This is a genomic window from Scytonema millei VB511283 (assembly GCF_000817735.3).
GTDB lineage: Bacteria > Cyanobacteriota > Cyanobacteriia > Cyanobacteriales > Chroococcidiopsidaceae > Chroococcidiopsis > Chroococcidiopsis millei_B.
Map to the genome: position 1 here is coordinate 1616189 of NZ_JTJC03000001.1, position 18919 is coordinate 1635107.

Here is an 18919-nt window from a genome sequence, read left to right on the forward strand (position 1 = left end):
ACTGATAACTGATAACTGATAACTGATTATTTCAGGTATGCTACGAGAATTTTGCTGAGTAAGGTTGCTTGTTCTGGATAGGAAATTGTTTCAGTTTCAAATATTCCTCGCATTAATAAACCGTAAAGATAGTTCAGGACAAAATCCGCGATCGCTTTATCTGGTACTTGCAAATAGTCGGCGATCGCCTGCGTAGTCTTGTCCCAAGAGCTGTGAAAAGCTTTATTTCTGCTCAATTCAGCTTTTTCCTGCTGGTAGAATTCCACCCAAAGTAAAACTTGCTTGCAAAAATTATCTTCATTTTTAGCTACAAAATTGAACATAGTTTCAATTCGCTCTGTTAAGGTGGGTGGATTTCCCGCCTCCGCCAAGAAGTTGAGCAAGTCTTGTCTGTCTAGTTCTTCTACCAACTGAAGAAATAAGGCTTGTTTGCTGGGAAAGTAATGATAAAGCGTCCCTGTAGACACGCCCAACCCTTGAGCTAACTGTCGCATGGTGATCGAGCCGTAGCCTCTTTCGGCAAATAGATCGAAACTCTTGAGCAACAGTTCTTTACGATATTGGTCGTGGTCTACAATCTTGGGCATCGGGACAATTAATTTGACTCCATATTAGATCGAACGTTTGATATAAATAAATATAAAACAAACGTCCAATATAAATCAAGTAGGAGCGGTTTTTTTCCCAACAGATATGTCAAGTAACACATACATTTGCTGGCAAACCCGCCCGTCCCAGAATTGTAGGGGCGGGTTTTTTGCGGAGATCTGTCAAAAACAAACAGCTCTGTTGACAAACCCGCCCGTACCGAGAATAAGGAGGAATTTATAGTTGCAGAAGTTACGCAGTTGAGATCCCCCAACCCCCTTAAAAAGGGGGCTTTAGATTCCCCCCTTTTTAAGGGGGGTTAGGGGGGATCGAGATCTCTAGCTTCAACTGCGGATCTCCTCTCAGTCCCTGAATCAGGCATCATCCAAAGCAGCAATACCGGGCAATTCCTTACCTTCAAGTAATTCCAAGCTAGCGCCGCCGCCAGTTGAAATGTGGCTCATTTGCTCGGCTACACCGACTTTTTCCACCGCTGCTACAGAGTCACCACCACCAATGATAGAAGTTACGCCTTGCTTGGTAAGATCGGCAAGAGTACGAGCGATCGCTTCAGTGCCTACAGCAAACTTGTCAAACTCAAATACACCCATCGGACCATTCCAAATCACCGACTTACACTCAGCCAGTGCTGCTTGGAAAGTCTTGACCGAATCTGGACCAATATCCAAACCCATGCCATCGCCTGGAATATTATCCACGCTAACGGTCTGAGCGTTGGCATCAGCAGCAAATTTATCTGCTACCACCACATCTGTAGGTAACAGCAAATCGACACCACGTTCTTTTGCCTTAACTTCCAAAGATTTAGCCAGTTCTAGCTTGTCTTCTTCCACCAGCGACTTACCAACATTCAAACCCCGTGCCTTGTAGAAGGTGAAAATCATCCCACCACCCAACAGCAGCTTATCGCACTTATCCAACAGCGTTTCGATTACGCCAATCTTACTGGAGACTTTCGAGCCACCAATAATTGCCGCTAGGGGACGCTGAGGATTTTCGATCGCGCTTTGGAGATACTGAAGTTCTTTTTCAATCAAATAACCTGCTACCGAAGGGCTGAGGTAGTGAGTTACGCCCTCAGTTGAAGCATGGGCGCGGTGAGCCGTACCAAAAGCATCATTTACGTACAAGTCCGCATTTGCTGCTAACTTTTGAGCAAATTCTGGATTGTTCTTTTCTTCCTCGGGATAGAAGCGGACGTTTTCTAGTAGCAACACCTGACCGTTTTGCATTCCTGCGACTTTGCCAGCAACTTCATCGCCGATACAGTCGTCGCACTTAATTACCTCTTGACCGAGTAACTCGGAAAGGCGCTTAGCAACGGGAGTCAGACGCAATTTATCATCTACACCTTTGGGACGACCGAAGTGGCTTGCCAAAATGACTTTAGCACCCTTTTTAATTAAGTCTTGAATTGTCGGCAGTGCAGCCCGAATGCGGGTATCATCGGTGATATTGCCTTGGTCGTCTAGCGGTACGTTAAAATCTACCCGTACTAACGCCCGCTTCCCAGATAAATCTGACGAGGATAAATTTGCTAGAGTTTTTTTGGACACAGCGTCAACCTCCTAATTGCCTTTTTGGTCTAGTCCATCATTTAGCGCCGTCCACATTTTACCGAAGCATGGGTATCGGAGTTACCACAAATGTTTAAGACTGTTCTGTTTCCGATCGATCGCAGCCGCGAAACACAAGAAGCCGTGGGAGTCGTGGTTGAAATCGTGCAAAAGTATGGTAGTCGTCTAATACTGCTATCGGTAGTAGAAGGATCGGAGGAGGCTGACGAGGGCATGGAATCGCCTGATGTCGTAGCCCGACTTCTCGAAGATGCCCAGTCCGTCTTCAAGCAGCAAGGCATTCAAACAGAGGCATTCGAGCGGCAGGGCAAGCCTGCATTTGTTATCTGTGATGTAGCCGACGAGGTGAGTGCTAACTTAATTGTCATGGGATGCCGAGGACTCGGGTTGACAGAAGAAGGAGTCACCGAAAGCGTCACCAACCGTGTAATTAATCTATCTCCCTGTCCGGTTTTAGTTGTACCTTAATGAGGGGCGAGGAGTGAGTAGTGAGGGGACAAGGAGGACAAGGGAGAATTCGGAATTCGGAATTCGGAATTAAAACACGCACTACTCACCACTCTCTTACCGTCAACCGTCTTCACGCAGTGTAGCGGAGCGTTTACTGTCAACCGTTAACCGTCAACCAATGATCGATGACAAACGAAATCCAATGGTATCCAGGTCACATTGCCAAGGCTGAAAAGGCGCTTGCCGAACAGCTGAAGTTGGTAGATGTGGTATTGGAAGTAAGGGATGCACGGATTCCGCTAGCAACCCATCATCCTCGCGTACCAGAGTGGGTAGGCAGTAAAACACGGGTATTGATTCTCAACCGCGTCGATGCGATTCCTCCTGCGGTGCGTCAGTTGTGGCAGCAGTGGTTTAAGTCACGGGGAGAAACAGTTTACTTTACCAATGCTAAAGATGGTAACGGTGTAGGACAAGTATTGCAGGTAGCGCAAAGAGCAGGTGATGAGATTAATCAACGCCGCAAAAATCGCGGCTTGTTAGCCCGTCCCGTGCGGGCGGCGGCGATTGGATTTCCCAACGTGGGTAAGTCAGCGCTAATCAATCGGCTGTTGAAGCGGCGGATTGTCGTCAGCGAGGCTCGTCCTGGGGTAACGCGCCAGTTGCGCTGGGTCAGAATTTCCGATCGCGTTGAATTATTAGATGCACCTGGAGTAATTCCAACTAAGCTAGAAGACCAAGCAGCAGCAATTAAGTTAGCTATCTGCGATGATATCGGCGATGCTGCCTACGATTCTTACCAAGTGGCTGTTATCTTTATCGATTTGCTACAAGAATTAATGGCAACTGCTCCCGAACTCATGCCAGAAAATCCCCTATCTCGCTACAAAATCGATTCGTTAGGCATGACGGGGGAAGAATTTGTCTATGAGTTATCGGCAAAACGCGATCGCGGTGACTTGGAACGCACGGCAAGACAGATACTGATCGATTTTCGCAAAGGAATTTTGGGGACAGTTCCCTTAGAGTTACCACCGAATTAATTTTTGTAACTTTACTTTTCATCCAAATAAACCAAAAGAGGGAAAATAGCTCAAAGCTACTCCCTCCCTTATCCATTGATGGTATATCGTATGAGTTTTAGAGATCGCCGTTGCGAAAGGCAAGGACAAAAATAACTGCTGGACCAGCTAGCATGATCAGGGCAACGCTTACTAGTTGAAACAGAGTTTCCCACTGAAAACTACCGATCGCATCAAAAATTCCAGACATAAGATTTATCTCTCCTCCCAGCTTGTCTATTTAACGTCGATTTCTTACATAAAAATCCGCACCTTATTTTACCTAGAGGAGAATTACCGGATTTAATTAACTTAACAAATCTATAACAAACCACAAATAAACCCTTGCTGCTCTCATTTTAGTGATGGGGGAACCAAAATCGCTAAGCTTGAGTAGCGGGACTCGATCGTCACCCAATCTGAATATTATGGCGACTTGAAATGGCAACTTGGAAATGTGTAAAACAGTGTGGCGCTTGCTGTCATCTCGACCCAGAAGAACGCCCAGACATAGCAGAGTATTTGACACCAGAAGAGTTAGCACTCTATCTCAGCATGGTAGGTGAAGGTGGTTGGTGTATCAATTACGACCATTTAAGGCGAGAATGCAAAATCTACCCCAACCGTCCTCGCTTTTGCCGAGTCGAGCCAGAAATATTCCTAGATATGTACGGCATCGAGCCGGAAGAAGTCAACGATTTTGCGATCGAGTGCTGCGAGCAACAGATTTCCGGCGTTTATGGCGATCGCAGCTTGGAAATGGTGCGGTTTCATCGGGAAGTTGAGTCGTGAGTGACTAGTGGCTGGTGACTAGTGGCTAGTAAATAGGGTGTGGGGTGTGGGGTGTAGGGTGTGAAAAATGGGGTGTAGGGTGTAGGGTGTAGGGTGTAGGGTGTGGGGATTTTGGATATTGAATTGATTTTCCCCTCTGCTCCTAGTCTCCTCTGCCCCTCTGCACCTGAAGCCCCTCTGCTCCCTGATAACTGATAACTGATAACTGACAACTGACAACTGATAACGGGGTTGCCTTTTATAACAATTTGGCAGAAAATGAAAGGAATATGAAAAGTATCGCGTATTGAACTGAGTTGCCTGTGAAACTGGAATCTGTACCCCCTCAGCGATCTAGCTTATCTGACCAAATAACAGCACTGGAGAAACAGGTCTTGGAAACACACAGCCAACCTGTTGTCAGCGTTAGCGATCGCCCTCTACAACAGCAAAAACAACAGCAAAAGCAAACACAGCAGTCTTGGTGGGCAATATACGCCTCGACATTTTTCACCATATTTTTGGCAGAATGCGGCGATAAGACCCAACTTTCCACGCTCTTGATGAGTGCAGAGTCTCAATCACCCTGGATTGTCTTCGTAGGTGCAGCCGCAGCGTTAATTACAACCAGTTTACTAGGCGTACTCTTGGGACAGTGGTTAGCAAAACACCTATCCCCCAGAAAGTTAGAAATTGCCGCAGGTACGAGTTTACTACTGATCGCGATCGCTTTAGTAGGAGATATTTTACTCTCGTAGAAGATCCCCCTAGCCCCCCTTAACAGGGGGGAACAAGAGAGAAATTCCCTTTTAAGGGCAATCTAGAGAGACTGATTAAAGATGCCCTCACCCCTCACTCCTCACTCCTCATCCCTCAACTTCATGGACTGGAAACTGCTAGGAATCACTTTTGTAACTGTATTTCTCTCAGAATTGGGAGACAAAAGCCAACTAGCGGCGATCGCCCTCAGTGGCGGTTGTAAATCTCCTCGCGCTGTCTTTTTTGGCACGGCTAGCGCTTTGGTATTGACAAGTTTGCTGGGAGTTTTAGCAGGTGCGGGTGCTGCTCAGTTGTTACCTGTAAAATTCGTCAAGGCGATCGCGGCTGTGGGTTTCGCCGTGCTTGCAATTCGGTTATTATGCTTTGGAGACAATTCCCAGGAAACTGAGGAAACTACGATCTAAAAGGTGCAAATTCTACCTTTTGTCAAAGCAAGGATTAAATGCACTCTCTTGGTTTCCAGGTAGTGCGTTAATTAACGCACCTACTCGCAATTGTGAAATTCACGGCTGAAAGCGGTATTGTGTGAAAAGGTATAAAAAACCAAGTTTTATAACTTATGACCGCCGTTCATCCCAATCATAAGAAAGCCAAAGCCCTCAAATCAGGAAGCCGCCGCCCAGCCAAAGAACTTTGTAGCGAGTGCGGATTGTGCGACACATATTACATCCACTATGTCAAGGAAGCCTGTGCCTTTTTAAACCAGCAATTTGACCAACTAGAAACTCAAACACACGATCGCAGCCGTAATTTAGACAATCCAGACGAACTTTATTTCGGCGTGCATCAGTCAATGACAGCGGCACGAAAAAAAGAACCGATTCCAGGGGCGCAATGGACGGGTATTGTTAGTACCATTGCGATCGAAATGCTAAATCGCGGCATTGTAGAAGGCGTAGTCTGCGTCCAGAATACCAAAGAAGACCGCTTTCAACCAATGCCAGTTATCGCCCGTACCCCAGAGGAAATTTTAGCCGCACGGGTGAACAAGCCTACATTATCGCCAAACTTATCGGTGCTAGAACAAATAGAACAGTCGGGTATGAAACGGCTGTTAGTTATTGGAGTCGGTTGCCAAATTCAAGCATTGCGGGCAGTAGAAAAACAACTCGGCTTAGAAAAGCTGTATGTTTTGGGAACCCCTTGCGTAGATAATGTCACCCGTGCAGGATTGCAAAAATTCTTAGAAACGACCAGCAAATCGCCCGATACAGTAGTACATTACGAATTCATGCAAGATTTCCGCGTTCACTTCAAACACGAAGATGGTTCGGTGGAAACAGTACCTTTCTTTGGTTTAAAGACAAACCAGTTGAAGGATGTCTTTGCACCTTCTTGCATGAGTTGCTTTGATTATGTCAATTCCCTTGCCGATTTGGTTGTCGGTTACATGGGTGCTACCTTCGGTTGGCAGTGGATTGTCGTGCGTAACGATCGCGGTCGCGAAATGCTGGATTTGGTGCAAGATAAATTAGAGCTACAACCAGTTATATCGCAGGGCGATCGCCATCAAGCGGTACAACAGAGTATACCTGCTTACGATAAAGCGGTGACTTTGCCCATGTGGGCGGCGAAGCTAATGGGTGTGGTGATTGAAAGAATTGGTCCAAAAGGGTTGGAATACGCACGATTTTCGATTGACTCTCACTTTACACGGAATTATCTGTACGTGAAGCGGAATTATTTAGAGAAGTTGGAAGCGCATGTACCGGAGTTTGCTAAGCGAATTGTAGGGCAGTATAAGTTGCCGGATTAATGGCTCGTCTTTGCGTGACATTCTTCTTAAATCTTCACAAAACTCACCTGCATAATTTTCTTCCATACCGCTGATAAGTAGATAGCGGAGGAAACACGCTATGTCTAGGAGGTGAGACAACAAGCAGCGCGGTAGTGATTTCAGAGGATTTTTCCTTGAAAATAAACATACCCCTGCTGGAAATCATACAAAACTGTTATGGAAGAATTTGAGGTGAGTCTGCGTCAATTGGTCGTAGAAACTTGTCAGCAGAAGATCGGTAGTCTCGATCGCCAGCGAGGTTTAACTAGAATTGTCCGCTCGATTGCCAAGTCTGGCAAGCTGTGGAAAGAAAATACTCCCGATTACGAGGATGCCTTACAACAAACCTGGTTGTATTTCTGCCGTAACCTGTGTGAAGCTACGACAGGCGATCGCTACGATCCCAGTCGTAGTAGTGTCACGACTTGGTTAAATGCATATCTGCGGCGACGGTTGCAAGACCTATACCTGCAAAGAAAGACTACCAATAACTCGACAACTAGACAAGTCTATTCTGTTGACGAGCTGGGGAAAGATGCGATTGAAGCCTTGGAAGCTGCGCCCGATGTCCCACCAATTTTGGAAACGACACGAAAGTGGATTCAAACCGATCCTGATGGCGACCTCCGCCGTACTTATATTCAAGGTTATCCAAAAGTGAATTGCCAAGTTTTATTGTTGCAAAGGCTGCCACCAGAGACAAGCTGGGAAGATTTGGCAGCGCAATACAAGCTGTCTGTTTCAACACTGAGTAGTTTCTATCGGCGACAATGCCTACCACGATTGCGTAAATTCGGCGAATCGCAAGGGTATTTAGAGGATACCTATCATGAATTATCAAGCACGAGAAAACGATCGCTCCCTTCCGTTACCAATTACTCAAGCCGCGAATAGCATTGCTTGGCAGTTCAGCCAGCAGCAGCCAACATCACAAAAAGCAGAGCAAGTGCGACTGAATACTTTGGCTGTGTGTGCCGTCCGCGATTATTTGGAAATGATGGGCGTTCCGGTGAGTTGGAGTGGGTGCGATAGTTGGAATCCTTTCATGCGTGCGTGTGTGGATGCAGCAGACTTGGAGGTATTGGGTTTGGGTCGCTTGGAATGTCGGGCGATCGCCACTGATGCTTCTACCTGTTACGTGCCACCGGAGGTTTGGGAAGATCGGATCGGTTATGTTGTCGTGCGTTTGCATGAAGTAGAAAAACAGGTCGATATTTTGGGTTTTGTCCAGCAAGTTACCCAAGAACAGTTGACCGTTAATCAGTTGCGATCGCCGGAAGATCTATTGTCTCATTTGCAAGACTTAAGCGCGATCACTTCGTTAAGCTTCGCTAACGCGAATCCTCTCGCGAGTACGGTTAACTTGAGACAGTGGTTCCAAAATACGTTTGAACCAGGTTGGCAAACTGTCGTCTCGCTATTAAATCCAACCGAACAAAATTTAGCCTTTAGCTTTCGTAAAACAGAAGAACTGAGTACAAATGAAGTGAATCGCCCTGAAAATTTTGTCAGACGGGCAAAGTTAATCGACTTGGGAATGCAGCTAGCAGGTCATGCAGTCGCTTTGGTCATGGAACTGCGTCCTGCATCAGAGCAGAAAACCGATCTGATCGTACAAGTGCATCCGACGGGGAGAGAGACCTTTTTACCACCGTCATTACAGCTAATCGTTTTGGATGAATCTGGTTCAGTTTTCTTAGAAGCTAAAGCCAGACGCGCCGATAATTACATTCAGTTGCAATTTAGCGGTACTACCGGAGAAAGATTTAGCGTTAAAGTAGCTCTGGGGGATGTTGGCATCACCGAACACTTTATTATTTGAGTTACGACTTACGACTTACAACTGAAAATGACGTGCCTACAGGTGATATATCGTGGGTAAGTTAGTTGTCCTGAAGTTTGGCGAAGGTAGCTTTGAGCAGGGATTTCCTGTGACGCTACAAATTGGCGAGGATGGCGATCGCCCCGCTGTAGAACTTGCTGGCAGATTACCACCCCAGCCGGAAATTTCACAACTCTATAGAAAATGGCAATCGGCTTACTACAGCTTGGGTTTGCGATCGCGTCTGGAAGCCGCTGCCGTCCAAATCACGAATGTTTGTGTCTTAGAAGACTGTTACAATGCCGCAGAATCCCTCAGTCGCAGTTTAAACAATTGGCTTTCTTCCCCATCATTTCTCCCTTTGAGAGATAAGTTTTTAGAAAAATTAATGCCTGCGGATGCAATTCGCGTCATTTTGCAAACTGAAGATTTACTACTACAGCGGCTACCCTGGCATCGCTGCGATCTATTCGCTCGCTATCCTCAAGCAGAAATTGCCCTGAGTACCCCCGCTTACGAAGAAATTGCGCTGAAAACGACATCCTCTCGCACTCAAATCAGAATTTTAGCGATTTTAGGTAGTAGTGCCGGAATTGACATTCAAGCAGACCGTAATCTGCTCGAAAGCTTGCCAGGAGCAGATGTCAAGTTTTTGGTCGAGCCGTCACGTCAAGAGTTAGACCGTCAGTTATGGTCTACCCAAGGATGGGATATTTTATTTTTTGCCGGACATAGTGCCAGTCAAACAACTGCCTCTCAGAATGAAGTGACAGGCAGAATTTATTTAAATCAAACCGAAAGTTTAACTATTGCCGATCTCAAACACGCTTTACAAACTGCGGTAGAAAATGGTTTGAGCGTAGCCATTTTTAACTCTTGCGATGGCTTGGGATTGGCGCGGGACTTGGCAAGTCTGCACATTCCCCAAGTAGTATTCATGCGCGAACCCGTACCGGATCGCGTGGCGCAAGAATTTTTGAAGAGTTTTCTCCAGGCTTTTGCTGGGGGAAAGTCTCTCTATTTGTCGGTACGAGAGGCAAGGGAAAGACTCCAGGGATGGGAAAGCGAATATCCTGCTGCTAGCTGGCTACCAGTCATTTATCAAAATCTTGCCGAAATTCCTCCGACTTGGCAACAGTGGATGCAACGTCTACGTCCACCACGACAACGGCTTTCTCTGCGGCGCGTCTTCTTCACCAGCACCATTGTCACGGCGGCGGTGGTAGGAATGCGGTTATTGGGTTTATTCCAACCTATAGAATTGCAAGCTTTCGACCAATTGATGCGGCTGCGTCCTATAGAAAAAGCCGATCCGCGTCTGTTAATTGTGACGGTGACTGAGGAAGATTTGCAGCTGCCAGAACAGAAACACAGAAAAGGATCTCTATCAGATTTGGCACTGGAAAAACTGTTGCAAAAACTAGAACAATTACACCCGCAAGTGATCGGTTTGGATATCTATCGCGATTTTCCAGTCGAGAAATTACCGAGTCTGAAGTCAAGGCTGCAAAATAGCGATCGCCTTTTTGCTATCTGTAAAGTCAGCGATCCAGAATTCGATCCGCGTGGCGTTCAACCCCCGCCAGAAGTCGCGCCAGAACGGATAGGTTTTAGCGATGTCATTGCCGATCCAGATGACAATATCGTGCGCCGCCATTTGCTCAATTTCGAGCCGCCACTGACATCCCGTTGTAGTGCTAATACCGCGCTCAGTTTTCAACTCGCCCATCAATATTTGGCAGCGAAAGGGATGGAAACTCGATTCACGCCTAGTGGTAACTTACAACTCGGTAACGTGGTTTTTCCGCGCTTGCAACCTTTCCACACGGGCGGCTATCAACGAATCGACACCAAAGGCTATCAACTGTTGCTCAATTACCGTCCCTTCGACTCTGTAGATGATATTGCCGTAGCAGTGACGCTAGGAGATCTACTGAGCGATCGCATTCCGCCCAATCTTGCCCGTACCCTCAACAACCGGATTGTACTGATCGGTCTAGCGGCTCCTAGTACTGGTGATGCGTGGTCTACTCCCTACAGCATCGGTAGACAGGGGCTACAAAAACAAATTCCGGGTATTTATTTACAAGCTCAGATGGTGAGTCAACTCCTCAGTGCTGTTTTGGACGGACGAACACCACTGTGGGTTTTGCCTCTCTGGGGCGAAATTACCTGGATTTGGGCTTGGTCGTTGGTGGGAGGAGTTGTTGTTTGGTGCTGGCGTTCTCCCGTGCGATTGGGACTGAGTGTTTGCTTGACAATTGCAGCTCTTTATGGATCGAGTTGGATATTACTACTTCAAGGTGGCTGGCTGCCTTTAGTCCCTGCGGCTTTGGCTTTAGTCGTGACGGGAGGCAGAATTGCGGTCGTTAAGCGTTCTTTGCCCGATAGCAGCAATCTACCGCTGAAACCTACACTAAAGATAGATTGAGGTGAGATAATGCACAAGCTTGCAGCCACAGCAGCGATCGCCTTCACACTGCTCGTACCCACAGCAGCGATCGCTACCCACAATAACAGTCAAAATAACACTCACCAGCAAGTCAGCGCTCAACCCCGTTACACGCCGCCGCCCTTTCCCGCCTCCGGTACTCCCACCGGACGAACTAGAGGCGCAGCCGGACGAGGAAGAGACTGCGGCTTCAAGTTGCCGCTAACGGCGCTAGCACCTGCCGTAGAAAGGACTGTAGGCACGGGTAAAGCAACCTATGTTTGGGGACAGACGATCGCCGAATATCCCACTTTCTGGTTTTACATTCCCGCTGCCAGCCCTTCACTCCGTTCTGTAGAATTTGTCCTGCAAGACGATCTCGATAACGATGTCTATCGTTCTGCTGTCGAACTGCCAGCCAAACCAGGAATCATCGGCGTGCGTTTACCATCTACCCAACCACCACTCACACTGGATCGGAACTATCACTGGTTTTTGAAAACAGAAATAGCAGCCAGTTGCGATCGCCAAGATTCCACTATTGCGATTAAAGATTCGGTTGAAGGATGGGTACAGCGCGTATCGCCAACTGCCACGATGCGATCGCAACTCAAAACAGCCACACCCGAACAAAAACTCGATCTCTACGCTCAACAAGGTTTATGGTACGACGCGATCGCCACCATAGCCGAACAGCGATTACAACAGCCGGACAATGCCTCTCTCAAAGCAAATTGGAACAGGCTTTTACAATCTGCCAATTTGAGCGATGTGTCATCTCAGCCACTTTTGCCATGACAACTGAAATGGGACAAGAAATTTTTCAGGTCGATGCTTTTACAAATAAACCTTTTGCAGGTAATCCTGCTGGTGTTTGCGTTCTGCCGCAACCGAGAGATGACGGTTGGATGCAAAATGTCGCTCAGGAGATGAATTTATCGGAGACGGCTTTTTTACTCCGGCAAGACGATGGTAGCTACAATTTGCGGTGGTTTACCCCTGCTACAGAAGTTCCTCTCTGCGGTCATGCTACCCTAGCTAGCGCTCATGTACTGTGGAAACAGGGTTATTTACAACCAGAGGAAACAGCTCGGTTTCACACTCTCAGTGGCTTGCTGACGGCAAAACAGGCAGGAGAATGGATCGAATTAGACTTCCCCATGCAAGTTCCTGCTGAATCGGAAATACCTACCAAGCTGATTCAAGCTTTGGGAACCAAACCAAAATATGTAGGCGAGACGCATAGAAATTATTTGGTAGAGTTAGATTCAGAGGAGATTGTCAGCAATCTTCAGCCAGATTTTAGTTTACTGAAAACCTTACCCGTGCAAGGTGTAATCGTCACCAGCAAAGGGACAAACTCAGAGTATGATTTTGTCTCTCGCTACTTTGCCCCTAATGTCGGCATTGATGAAGATCCGGTGACGGGTTCGGCGCACTGCTGTCTTGCACCCTACTGGCGCGATCGCTTGGGGAAAGATAATTTTCTCGCCTATCAAGCTTCTGCTAGGGGTGGAGTTATTAAAGTTAGTTGTCAAGGCGATCGCGTTTTATTAGAAGGACAAGCTGTTCTCGTTTTACGCGGTGAATTGCTTGATGGCTGATGGGTAATTTGCGATCTCGATTCTCGATTGCGTGCGTGACATTTGCAAGGGCGCACAGAGAAAGCGCCCCTACAGATTGTCTGTTTTACCCAATTGAAAATCGCTATGAAGCCGGCGATCGACTAGGAAACTTCTAAAAATGCCAGTTCAAACTCTTTACCCTGTCGTACCTCACAATACGGTTGATGGCATTCGGGACATTCGTAGAGTAAATCGGTGGGATGAAATTCAGTAGTGCAATTGGTGCAGTAACAAACGACTGGTACGGACTCCACCTGAAGTCTGGCATCTTCAGCTATTGTCTCCTTTTTCACTACATCAAACGCCAGTCGTAAAGACTCTGGTACTACCCCAGATGCCTCACCGACTCGCATTTGTAACAGGCGAATATGGCTCGCGCCTTCATGTTTTGCACGTTCTACAGCAGTTGCGAGAACGTTTTGCATCATTCCAACTTCATGCATAGTTCTACCTTGCCTAATTTCATCAAATGGTAAATTTGTTCCAGCGCTACCTGCATACCTCGTTCAGCAATGGGTGAAAGGCGATCGCCTAATTCAAAATTCGTTCCTGGTATCGTTACCCACCAAGCATTCGGAACTCGATTGTAAAGCGCTTGCGTCAGGGCTAGTAGCGATCGCGGATCGCCTGTATGTCCGCCGATCGCAGTAGAATTGGTAGGTGCGAGCGGTTGTACTCGCACGTCGCAGACACTTGCAAAACAGGCATCGATAAAAATTGCTAGCTCGGCTGTTGCTAGAAATGATGCTAGTTCGGGTGTGAGTTGATGGACGCAGAGCGATGTGACATGCGGTAATTTCTCAGATGCGATCGCATGAGCTACTTTTTGCCCCACAGCATCATCGCTACGTAAGTCATTACCGTAGCCAATGACCAAGACAGTTTTTGAGTTCTCGCTCATGTTATTCTCTTAGCTGACTCTATCTTGAAGCTATGAGGAAACATTGAGGAATTTGTGAGGTATGGCAGATTCACCGAAAAACTTCTAATTTCGCCAAACTTCGTTAACAATATTTCCATCTGTTCCGACTAATTGAACGTGCAATGGCATTTGTCCGGCTGCATGAGTCGAGCAACTCAAGCAAGGATCGAAAGCCCGAATTCCAGCTTCCACTCGATTCAACATTCCTTCAGGAATTTCCGTACCATGAATAAAATGTCGGGCAATTTGAGCCACAGTGCGATTCATTGCGAGATTATTTTGACCAGTAGCAATAATTAAATTTACTTGCTGCATTAAGCCGTTTTCATCAACTTTGTAGTGATGAAATAAAGTTCCGCGTGGTGCTTCACTACAGCCAACTCCTTCTAATTGGTTAATTCCAGCTTCGGCACGGATTTTAGTAGATAACACCTGTGGATCGTCTAGTAATAATTCAATCTGCTCGATTGATGCCAAAATTTCAATCAGTCGGGCATAGTGGTAAAAGAAGGATGAGAGTACAGTACCACCACCGCGATCGCGAAATTCGCTTAATTCTCGATCGGCGATCGCCGTGCCAATGCGAGTACAAATATTTAACCTTGCTAAAGGTCCAACTCGATAAATGCCACTATCTAAACGACAGCGATCTTTTCGATCGGGATATCCTAAAGGACGATAGTAGGGGAACTTAAGATAAGTATAAGATTCAACTGCTTCACCAATAAATTCTTGATAGCGAGTTGGATCGAGTTTGTCTGCAATAATGTTGCCAGCGCTATCGACAAACCGAATACATCCATCGTAGTTTTCCCACAAACCATCAGATGTGACCAAACCCATAAATAAACTGGGAAAATTACCAAAAGTTTGAGCTTCCCGTTCGTAGTCCTGAAGCAAACGCTTAAATCTACCAAGCGCATCTAAAATTGTGGTTTTAGCTTCGGGAATGCGACTTTGAATCTGCGTGCGTCCTGCTTGGGATAATGGTTCTCGCACGCCACCTGGAACTGCCCACGATGGATGAATTTTACGTCCGCCTAGTATTTCTATAATTTCTTGTCCGAATTGCCGCAATCGAATTCCACCTCTGGCTAATTCTGGTTGAGCGGCAATTAACCCAAAAACGTTGCGCTGTTGGGGATCGCTATCCATGCCTAATAGTAAATCTGGGGCGCTGAGATGGAAAAAACTCAGGGCATGGGATTGGATGATTTGCCCTAAATTCATCAACCGACGCAATTTAGTCGCGGCGGCGGGAATAGTGACAGAAAGGATGCGATCGCCTGCTTTAGCAGAAGCTAGCAAGTGACTCACTGGGCAAATTCCACAAATTCGCGCCGTAATTCCTGGCATTTCCCACAAAGGACGACCTTCACAGAATTTCTCAAACCCCCGAAATTCTGTGACGTGGAACCGAGCATCGGTCACTTCTCCGGCATCATCTAAGTAGATGGTAATTTTAGCGTGACCTTCAAGCCGCGTGACTGGATCGATGACAATTCGCTGGGACATAGAACACTGCTCTTTTCGCGATGATTTTGTGGAGGCGATCCCCCAACCCCCTTGAAAAGGAGGCTATTCGTTCTCCCCTTTTTAAGGGGGGCTAGGGGGGATCGAGATCTCAGCTACTAACCAAATTTGATAAACTCGCGCCCTTCTAACTGCAGTTTTTCTCCACGCAACAGCGATTCCAGTACGGCTCGAATCCGCGCTGCTGGAGGCGGACAACCTGGCAAGTAAATGTCAACGGGTACGACTGTATGTACTGGCGTGACTCGATCTAACAAAGGCGGAACAATACCCGGTTCATGGGGAATCTGTCCGCGCACGTCTGCGGTTTCAATGTAACAGCGTTGCAAAACTGGTTCGGCACTCCCTAATGGATTGCGTAAAGCTGTCACGTTACCAGTTACAGCACAATCACCAAAAGAGATCAGGAGTTGCGATCGCTCTCTTACTGTTTTAATCGTTTGCAAGTGATCTTCATTGGCGATCGCTCCTTCTACCAATACCACATCCACGCCTTCTGGATATTCTTTGGTATCCATAAAGGGACTGTAGACTAAATCCGTCCCAGCTGCTAGGTCGATCAGCCATTCGTCTAAGTCAAGAAATGACATGTGACAGCCCGAACAGCCACCTAACCAAACTGTTGCTAGTTTCAAACGAGTCATTGTTTATTTACTCCCTTGCTCGTAAAGAACTTCGGGGGATGTTGCCATACAGCTATGGTTATAAACAAATAACTTGAGGAAATTATGAGGAAAGAGCTGAGAATTCCCTGGAGACAATATAGAATTACTGGCTAAAGCAGTTATTGGCTGCGAACAAACTACCGCTTGGCTGAGATAAATTCAGCCTATGAAGAGAAGGGCGAAAAGAAATTGCAAATAATTCTACTTTGTAGAGCCGCAAAATTTCACGGCTCCAGAAAATTAACCATTAAAACTAGTATGGTCAATAGAAAATACCATCAAATCTTAATAATGGTTGAGGTTGATTCCGGCTTCTTTAGCCATTGCTGATAAGCTTTTGAAGTTGAGAGTTTTGATTGCTTTAGTTGAAAGCTTCAGTCTCACCCAGCGATTACCTTCTTCCCACCAAACCCGTTTCCACTGCAAGTTGGCTTCTTGCACTTTTTTAGTCCGGCGGTGAGAGTGGGAAATGGCATAACCATTGTTTGCCTTTCTGCCTGTGAGCATACATTTACGGGACATAAGGATCTCCAGATCTTCGCGTTTGGGTATCTTGCACAATCTATCATTGTACCCGTAATTTTCCTGGGAGGCTATGATGGCTGTGTTGAGAGCGAATAAGCATGATTCTTTTTTTAGTTGCGCTCCTATCCTTCTACCTTGCTTGGAACTTAGGCGCAAATGATGTTGCTAATGCGATGGGAACCTCTGTCGGCTCTAAAGCTGTGACGTTGCGTCAAGCCTTAGTCATTGCAGGGACTCTAGAATTTACAGGTGCGGTGCTGTTTGGACATGAAGTTTCAGAAACTCTAGCAACCAAAATTTTCAATCCTGCCCTATTCATCTCTCAGCCAGAAGTCTTGTTAGTAGGCATGATATCAGTTCTACTAGCTGGGGGAGCGTGGTTGCAAATCGCGACATCACAGGGCTTACCCGTGTCATCATCCCATGCAATTGTAGGAGCGATCGCGGGTTTTAGTGCTTGCGCGATCGGATGGGAAGCAATAGACTGGGCATCAATCGGGAAAATCACTTTTGCTTGGGTTATTACGCCTATAGTCAGTGGTGCGATCGCCTCTACATTTTACAGTCAGATAAGACACTGGATTTTGACTCAACCCGATCCTCTCAAACAGCTAGATGAGTGGATTCCTTGGTTAAGTGTGGCGCTGATCGGGATTTTTGGTGTCATCGTTCTACCTACTGTCAGTCATCCGATATATACTCTGCTAACTCAATATTGGGGTTTACAACTTCCCGCCCGCGATTTACCTTTAGGGCTAGGGGCGATCGCGTCTGTATGTCTGAGCGTCTATGGTTGGAGACAGCTAGCAAAGTCAAAAGTTCAAAGTCAAAAGTCAAAAGTAGTTCCGACTCCCGATTCCCTTGTAGAAAAACAACTGGCACGCTTCCAACTCTTGAGTGCTTGCTTTGTCGCTTTCGCACATGGTTCTAACGATGTCGGGAATGCGATCGCACCCTTGGCAGCAATCTCTTATATTATTCGTACTGGCAGTGTTCCTGTAGATGGCATCGCAATTCCGTTATGGATTCTCGTACTTGGCGGTGCTGGTATTGTTGCAGGTTTAGCTGTTTGGGGTAAAAAAGTCATCGCCACCATCGGCGAGGGAATTATTCCCTTACAACCCAGTGGGGGCTTCTGTGCTGAATTAGCCACGGCAACAACAATTTTACTGGCTTCGCGCCTGGGTTTACCCGTTTCTACATCCCATGCTCTAGTTGGTGGTGTTGTGGGAGTTGGTTTAGTCAGAAATTGGAAAACAATTCAGTTCCAAACTGTGCGAGGAATTGCCGCAGCTTGGATAATTACAGTACCGATAAGTGCCGTTTTGGGTGCTAGCATCTTTGCGATTGCACGTCGAATCTTCCTCTAGTTGAAAGCTTGTCAGCAACTTTGTGCGCGACACAGTGCTTGTGAGCGTAAACCGTGCGATCGCCAATTTGACACTGTTGAATCCAATCCCAACCTAGTCTTACCATCGGACGATGACAAATACCGCAGACGTATTTATCAATCGTATCTAGTTCTGCACCAATTAAATATTGTTGTGCTTCAGGAAAAATTCCTGACTCTTTTAAAAATTCACAAATAACCCGATACGGATCTACCCGACACCACCAACTGGCGACATGATACATCTCAAAACCTAGTTTTTCTAAATACTTTTCATTGCCTAAAGTTTTGCTGTGTCCTCCATTCAGAAAATGTTGTTCGCCAGCAACTTCTAAGCCTAATAATCTAACTTGGTTGCTGTTATGACTCGCCACCCACAGTTGGTCTAAAATATATGGGATAGAAGATTGATAACTAGAACTCGGTACGATAAATTGAGGGGCAATTAGTTTAATTGCTTTATAAAACTTGGCATAGTTATACATAAAATTAGAGAAATTAGCTTTGTTAGACCAAATTCCTAATGCCTTACCATGCATAATTTCATGCATAGCAGAATAAGCTTCATACTGCCCGTAGCAAAACTGTTTGGTAGTTAAAAATTTCTCAGGGATTTCATAACCTCTTTGTTTGGCAACGTGAAATGCTTGAGAGGAGTTTAATTGCTGAAAATACTTTTCTTTCGATACTGGAATTGTTGTACCGTTAGAACTGATATAATGCCAGCCCGTTCTTAGAGCTTGCATCAGCAAATCGCGATCGCCAATTTCTTGATACAGTTGCTCGACATACTCGTAGCAAGGTTTATTATGAGTCGGTAAGTCAACAACAAGTTTCGTTTTCGGCGCACCCAGCATAATATCTGAGTTTTTCAGAGTTAATTTTGTGAGTTTTTCTAATTGTGAAATATAGTCGTGAATTCTAATTGCACTCTTAATTTCTTGTACATCTAGAGACATATAAATATTACTAATAAATTTC

At 46.2% G+C, this 18919-nt stretch carries 22 protein-coding genes; 12 read left to right on the forward strand and 10 right to left on the reverse strand.

The genetic code is table 11. From position 1 onward, the window contains the following. Positions 1–26: 26 nt before the first annotated feature. Entirely contained in the window at positions 27–587 is a 561-nt protein-coding gene (locus QH73_RS07215; protein WP_039715775.1) for a TetR/AcrR family transcriptional regulator, read from the reverse strand. Positions 588–962: 375 nt separating this feature from the next. Then, entirely contained in the window at positions 963–2165 is a 1203-nt protein-coding gene (locus QH73_RS07220) for a phosphoglycerate kinase (RefSeq protein ID WP_039715776.1), read from the reverse strand. Positions 2166–2255: 90 nt separating this feature from the next. On the opposite strand from QH73_RS07220, the gene QH73_RS07225 reads away from it, so the two are divergent. Continuing rightward, the gene (locus QH73_RS07225; protein WP_015153172.1) at positions 2256–2654 is read left to right on the forward strand and encodes a universal stress protein; all 399 of its coding nucleotides are present in this window, start codon (positions 2256–2258) and stop codon (positions 2652–2654) included. A 167-nt stretch (positions 2655–2821) separates the two neighbouring features. Continuing rightward, positions 2822–3679 carry a ribosome biogenesis GTPase YlqF gene (ylqF, locus tag QH73_RS07230; RefSeq protein ID WP_039715777.1) on the forward strand — a complete coding sequence of 286 codons (858 nt, stop codon included), beginning with the start codon at positions 2822–2824 and terminating at the stop codon, positions 3677–3679. A gap of 97 nt (positions 3680–3776) precedes the next feature. Here the strand turns inward: ylqF and psb30 are convergent, their stop codons facing one another. Beyond that, positions 3777–3899 (reverse strand): photosystem II reaction center protein Ycf12/Psb30, encoded by a 123-nt coding sequence (gene psb30 / locus QH73_RS07235; RefSeq protein ID WP_039717506.1) that lies wholly within the window; start codon positions 3897–3899, stop codon positions 3777–3779. A 239-nt stretch (positions 3900–4138) separates the two neighbouring features. Between psb30 and QH73_RS07240 the strand changes: the two genes are divergently transcribed. Next, positions 4139–4489, forward strand: a complete 351-nt coding sequence (locus tag QH73_RS07240; protein ID WP_039715778.1) for a YkgJ family cysteine cluster protein — start codon at positions 4139–4141, stop codon at positions 4487–4489. Here the strand turns inward: QH73_RS07240 and QH73_RS07245 are convergent. Further along, a complete protein-coding gene (locus QH73_RS07245) occupies positions 4468–4701 on the reverse strand; it encodes a hypothetical protein (RefSeq protein WP_132866726.1) in 234 nt (77 codons plus the stop codon). The two genes, QH73_RS07240 and QH73_RS07245, sit on opposite strands and share 22 nt — an antisense overlap. 162 nt (positions 4702–4863) lie before the next feature. On the opposite strand from QH73_RS07245, the gene QH73_RS07250 reads away from it, so the two are divergent. The 8 genes from QH73_RS07250 to QH73_RS07285 all read left to right on the forward strand — a co-directional run bounded on the left by QH73_RS07250 (position 4864) and on the right by QH73_RS07285 (position 12882). Continuing rightward, positions 4864–5226: a TMEM165/GDT1 family protein gene (locus QH73_RS07250; RefSeq protein WP_236146897.1), complete on the forward strand. Its 363-nt coding sequence runs from the start codon at positions 4864–4866 to the stop codon at positions 5224–5226. Positions 5227–5349: 123 nt separating this feature from the next. Then, positions 5350–5652 carry a TMEM165/GDT1 family protein gene (locus QH73_RS07255; RefSeq protein ID WP_039715780.1) on the forward strand — a complete coding sequence of 101 codons (303 nt, stop codon included), beginning with the start codon at positions 5350–5352 and terminating at the stop codon, positions 5650–5652. Between the two features lie 155 nt (positions 5653–5807). Beyond that, complete coding sequence (locus QH73_RS07260; protein ID WP_039715781.1) at positions 5808–7004, forward strand: Coenzyme F420 hydrogenase/dehydrogenase, beta subunit C-terminal domain; 1197 nt, start codon at positions 5808–5810, stop codon at positions 7002–7004. A gap of 198 nt (positions 7005–7202) precedes the next feature. Continuing rightward, positions 7203–7919 (forward strand): RNA polymerase sigma factor, encoded by a 717-nt coding sequence (locus tag QH73_RS07265; protein ID WP_039715782.1) that lies wholly within the window; start codon positions 7203–7205, stop codon positions 7917–7919. Further along, complete coding sequence (locus QH73_RS07270) at positions 7855–8847, forward strand: DUF1822 family protein (RefSeq protein ID WP_039715783.1); 993 nt, start codon at positions 7855–7857, stop codon at positions 8845–8847. The genes QH73_RS07265 and QH73_RS07270 overlap by 65 nt, the downstream gene beginning before the upstream one ends. A 52-nt stretch (positions 8848–8899) precedes the next feature. Next, positions 8900–11278 carry a CHASE2 domain-containing protein gene (locus tag QH73_RS07275; protein ID WP_039715784.1) on the forward strand — a complete coding sequence of 793 codons (2379 nt, stop codon included), beginning with the start codon at positions 8900–8902 and terminating at the stop codon, positions 11276–11278. A gap of 9 nt (positions 11279–11287) precedes the next feature. Continuing rightward, entirely contained in the window at positions 11288–12076 is a 789-nt protein-coding gene (locus tag QH73_RS07280; RefSeq protein WP_039715785.1) for a DUF928 domain-containing protein, read from the forward strand. An 8-nt stretch (positions 12077–12084) separates the two neighbouring features. Further along, positions 12085–12882 carry a PhzF family phenazine biosynthesis protein gene (locus tag QH73_RS07285; RefSeq protein ID WP_039717507.1) on the forward strand — a complete coding sequence of 266 codons (798 nt, stop codon included), beginning with the start codon at positions 12085–12087 and terminating at the stop codon, positions 12880–12882. Positions 12883–13004: 122 nt separating this feature from the next. Here QH73_RS07285 and hypA read toward each other — a convergent pair whose 3' ends face one another. From hypA to rpmB, 5 genes are all read right to left on the reverse strand, one after another. Then, positions 13005–13346 carry a hydrogenase maturation nickel metallochaperone HypA gene (gene hypA, locus QH73_RS07290; RefSeq protein ID WP_039715786.1) on the reverse strand — a complete coding sequence of 114 codons (342 nt, stop codon included), beginning with the start codon at positions 13344–13346 and terminating at the stop codon, positions 13005–13007. Next, on the reverse strand, positions 13328–13804 hold the full coding sequence (locus tag QH73_RS07295) for a hydrogenase maturation protease (protein ID WP_039715787.1): 477 nt from the start codon (positions 13802–13804) through the stop codon (positions 13328–13330). The genes hypA and QH73_RS07295 overlap by 19 nt, the downstream gene beginning before the upstream one ends. Positions 13805–13888: 84 nt before the next feature. Beyond that, complete coding sequence (locus tag QH73_RS07300; RefSeq protein WP_039715788.1) at positions 13889–15340, reverse strand: Ni/Fe hydrogenase subunit alpha; 1452 nt, start codon at positions 15338–15340, stop codon at positions 13889–13891. Between the two features lie 116 nt (positions 15341–15456). Next, positions 15457–16002, reverse strand: coding sequence for an NADH-quinone oxidoreductase subunit B family protein (locus QH73_RS07305; RefSeq protein ID WP_039715789.1), 546 nt, complete (start codon positions 16000–16002; stop codon positions 15457–15459). A gap of 306 nt (positions 16003–16308) precedes the next feature. Further along, positions 16309–16545 (reverse strand): 50S ribosomal protein L28, encoded by a 237-nt coding sequence (rpmB, locus tag QH73_RS07310; RefSeq protein WP_039715790.1) that lies wholly within the window; start codon positions 16543–16545, stop codon positions 16309–16311. Between the two features lie 101 nt (positions 16546–16646). On the opposite strand from rpmB, the gene QH73_RS07315 reads away from it, so the two are divergent. Then, positions 16647–17918: an inorganic phosphate transporter gene (locus tag QH73_RS07315; RefSeq protein WP_039715791.1), complete on the forward strand. Its 1272-nt coding sequence runs from the start codon at positions 16647–16649 to the stop codon at positions 17916–17918. Here QH73_RS07315 and QH73_RS07320 read toward each other — a convergent pair. Further along, on the reverse strand, positions 17881–18897 hold the full coding sequence (locus tag QH73_RS07320; protein WP_039715792.1) for a hypothetical protein: 1017 nt from the start codon (positions 18895–18897) through the stop codon (positions 17881–17883). The genes QH73_RS07315 and QH73_RS07320 overlap by 38 nt on opposite strands. Between the last annotated feature and the right edge of the window lie 22 nt (positions 18898–18919).